Annotated in this window: 2 protein-coding genes and 2 pseudogenes; 2 read left to right on the top strand and 2 right to left on the bottom strand. The window is 34.7% G+C overall.

Annotated elements, in window-relative coordinates:
* Together DB41_RS11900 and DB41_RS11645 are read left to right on the top strand one after the other, a co-directional pair.
* Positions 1 to 312 (top strand): annotated as a pseudogene (locus DB41_RS11900) (transposase); the annotation flags it as partial.
* Between the two features lie 668 nt (positions 313 to 980).
* Positions 981 to 1,247 (top strand): annotated as a pseudogene (locus tag DB41_RS11645) (transposase family protein); the annotation flags it as partial.
* Between the two features lie 264 nt (positions 1,248 to 1,511).
* On the opposite strand, the gene DB41_RS04705 reads toward DB41_RS11645, so the two are convergent.
* Together DB41_RS04705 and DB41_RS04700 are read right to left on the bottom strand one after the other, a co-directional pair.
* Entirely contained in the window at positions 1,512 to 2,486 is a 975-nt protein-coding gene (locus tag DB41_RS04705) for a hypothetical protein (protein ID WP_155117581.1), read from the bottom strand.
* Positions 2,487 to 2,689: 203 nt separating this feature from the next.
* A complete protein-coding gene (locus tag DB41_RS04700) occupies positions 2,690 to 3,439 on the bottom strand; it encodes a hypothetical protein (RefSeq protein ID WP_039384904.1) in 750 nt (249 codons plus the stop codon).
* Positions 3,440 to 3,946: the final 507 nt, after the last annotated feature.

The raw sequence follows: 3,946 nt of genomic DNA, 5'->3' as shown, positions 1-3,946 counted from the left end.
AAAACACATTAATTAAAAGTGGAGAATTTTCGCTTCCTGGAAAGAAAGCTCTTCTGGAAAAGGAGAGTGAATACGAAGTAGTGCTTATAGATGCATCAGAATCATCTGTAGAGCGACCTAAGAGGAGAAGAGCTAAGGAAAAAAAAGATAAGAAATCGCAACGACAAGCAGAAGCATTTCTATTCAGGAAAAAAGAAAAGGCATACCCTAAAAAGTCAGGTGGTAGTCGATAAGAAGAGTAGGAAAGTTATTTGTACGGCCTTTAGCAATGGTAAAAAGCATGATTATAAGTTGTTTAAAGAAAGCAAGGTGCGCGTGTGCCGCGAGCACACCGTAGATGTGCGTAACTATATGAAAGATGAGGGAAAATGGCTCCTCGAAGTCGCTTTGTAGGAAGAGATTTCAAACCACCTTAAGCTGCTTTGGTCAAAAGCCAAGGTAGTGAGCGTTAAGGAAAAGGTATGATAAACATATCAGGTGAGGACTAAGGAGACGAACGAGAGTGAACTATTGACCCAAGTGTCGAAAGCTTGCTCAAATGACGTCAAAACTGGGGGCTGCAAACCCTTCCAAGATAAATTTAGGGGAAACCTGTTTACTGCCTAAATGGCGTCCGGCATAAAGATAGCGTGAACTTAGTCTAGGCTTTTATATAGAACGTGGGAACCTCATAGATGATGTTAAGAGAAAACCATATAAGTGAAGAACACAAAGTGGGAAATATCGAAGCATGTATGAGGGGCAGACCAACTCGTAGTAGTGAGGAAGTCTTTGTAATGAAGAGGGCGCGAAGGGGTTGGAATTGTTCAATTCAACTCAATAAGTCAAGTAGAAATACGAGGAACTTATGGGGGTGGAGAAAAGGCTGGAAAGCTTGAAGAACAATAGGAGCCGTATGAAGCGGGAGTTTCACGTACGTGTCTGTGGGAGCCTAAGGGGGAAGTTCCCTTGGGCGACCCGATTGGACTGATAACCGCTGCGCGATAACCGATAGTGGATATACAGGTATAAAAAAACTTTAAAGAAACTCCAGGCTACCAAAAAAATCTAGAAAGAGAAAACCGTTAACTCAGGAAGAAAAAAAGCCAAACCAAGCAATATCTTCGGAAAGAGGGGTAAACGAAAATGTGATTGGGAGTTTGAAAAGATTTAAAATCATAAGCGATAGATACAGAAATCGAAGAAGAAGGCTTGGCTTGCGCTTTAATCTTATGGTGATGATCTACAACTATGAAATTGAAATTTAATTACTCAAGAAGTCTAAAGTAAACCTTCAATTCTTTAAGGTAATTAAGAATTATAGAAGACCTAGCCTACTTAGCACTCCAATAGCCTTAAAAGCTTAGAACATCCACGGGGCAGTAAGTTTTTCTTAATAATTGCGGAGGCCACATCTATTTCTGAGGACATTCACTTGGCTATTTAAGCGATAAATGAACAGAGAGGAAAAAGAGCCAATCAAAAGTAACTAGGCTTTTTTAAAGCTGAAAATAAAAGTATTAATAATACTATTAATCAATAATATCGGCGTCTACCATTTTTTGAATAAGTTCTTTAACTTCTTTTTCTGTATAAGTACCATTCATACATTTTTGTCCTACTATTTTCATCTCTACTAATAAAGCTTGTTCGAAGTTGTGGACGTTGTAATAGCTGTTGAACTTATTATCTTTGAAAACCTTTTGATACTTAGGCCCCTCAGGCTTGTTCCAAGCTTTATTTATTATTATTCCGTGATCTTTAGCATATTGCCTTGCTTGCAAATCTTCAAAGATTTCAACAAGTTTTTCAATATTTTTTTCCTTAGTGATATGCGGGTCAATTTTCATTATTTCTGCTAGAGGTTCTTTCTCTAGGCATGCGCTTTGAGATTCCGAGGCTACCCATTTATCGCACAGATATGTATAGCGAGCTTCTAAGCAATAATTATAGGATGAAAATGCTTGGTTGAAGAATTCCTTTAAACGAGCATTAGCCTTGGCTTTTTGATAAGTGTTAAAGAATAATTTAGCCGAAGTTTTAATTAAAAATTTTATTGTATCTTTAGTCTGTTCGGTATGTAGGTAGACGCCTGTTAGATCGTGTATATAGGTTGCAGAATCATAAGAAGAATGTTTAAGATAATAATCCCAAAGTTGAGAGCGATTGGAGTAAATCTTGAAGAAGCCATGAATGGTTTGTTTGATATGATGATAAGTTCTTAGGTTGCTAGCATAATGAAGGAGCTCGAGATCTTTCAGCATTTCTTGATAAACAGTATTTAGCTTATTTGTTTCTATGATCTTTTCCTGCAGAGGGGTAGTAGTTGCTGTAGTTTTATTATCAGCAAGTATAGGTAAAAATTTAGGAGGTCTAACAATCGGATTGAAGAGGTTAATACGATTAAAATTAGGCCTGTTTAGAATAGGTTTAAGAGGAATATTAGGATTTACTTGCCCCTCCCAAATATTTAGTAGTCCGGCTAAATATTTTTCCAATTTTATCATTTTTTCCTGAGTCATTTTCTTTTTTATATTATTCTTTCTGTACTTTTTGCCTATAAACTGTTCTTCCCTTAAATAATCGTTAAATTTTGCTCGGGTAGCAAAGTCAGCGTAAAAATTATTTTCTTTACGATTACTTTTGGTATGCCTTTCCACTTCTTTAATAAACTTTTCAAATATTTTCCATATAAGTTCCTCTTTTCCCCTTAATTTTTTTCTTTCTTCACTTTAAAAGCATGAAGGCGGTTTAATTTCGTTTGAAAATTTTTATCTTTTTTGTTAAATGCTTTTTTAAAGAAAAGATCAGTTATTCCCCGCTGGTGAGCATAACAATATTTTTTATAAAGGATCTGGGGAGCCTTTGAGATAGCTTCAATTGTTTTTGCATGGAGAGGTTGTTTATTAAGCTTAAGGCCCGTCTTATCATAAATCAAACGGCGTAGTGCTTGAGGGGATTCACCTTGCAAAAATGCCTTATTAATATGGGAAGAATAGGCAGATAGTAAGCAAAAAGATTCAATGCTTTTTAAAATTTTATGAGCTTGCAATTCATCTTCATTAGCATCTAATTCAGCTTTTATATGGATAAATTTTTCTAGCAAATTGGGTTCAATTTTCATATAGGTAGAGAAAGTGTCTTCCAGTTTGTTTTCTAATCTACTAAGACTTATTCTAAGATGGCACAGATTAGCAATCTTTTTTAAAAGGATAAGAAACACCCTGCATAAGGGATGCATAGTATCACAAGGCTTAGTAGGAAGAGCATCTAAACGTTTTAGTAAATATTTAAGCTGATGGCTTTGTTGAAGGGTAAGTGTGCTTTTCGTAGGGTTTTGCAAGGTAGTACAACATATCCAAAGTAGCTTACGTTCCTGCTGGGTTAAGCTTTTTTTTTGGTTATGATCACAATAGTTTCTTGCTTTATAAACAGCTCTGTAGGCTTCATTAATTTTCATTGTTTACCCCCTTTTTTAATAATAGTTATTATCCTAATTTAAATAAATATTAATAAATTGTTAAGAAAACATTTCTATAACCTTAAGGATTGCAAAATCTTTACCCCCTTAACTCTTTGCTCCTATCTCTGCGCTAACCAGTTATTTCCAGTAAAAGTATTTATCATTTTAAGAAAATCTTTTTAAAGATTTATAGGATTTATCATAAAAATTTGAGGTTTTTTTTAGGGTTTTAAGGGGGGCAATCGATAAAAAGCCATACAGAAATGCAATAAAAAAATAAAATAAGCTTGAAAAAGTCTGCGTACGAAAATTTTATCACAAAGCACCCTTTAGTCTATGCTAAATTAGGCTATCTAATAAATTTAAATTTGATCAAGTGAAGTTCCAAATTTTAAGAGCTTAATTAAAAAGACACCTTTTTGAACTTAGCTTAAGTCATTTAAAAGCAAGGTAAATAGGAGTGTCCGATAGATGGAGTAGAAGGGTGGTTAATCTAAAAAAATT

This window comes from Neochlamydia sp. TUME1 (assembly GCF_000813645.1).
Lineage (GTDB): Bacteria > Chlamydiota > Chlamydiia > Chlamydiales > Parachlamydiaceae > Neochlamydia.
Note: the sequence above shows the minus strand (reverse complement) of the source record. Positions and strands in the feature narration are given on the sequence as shown.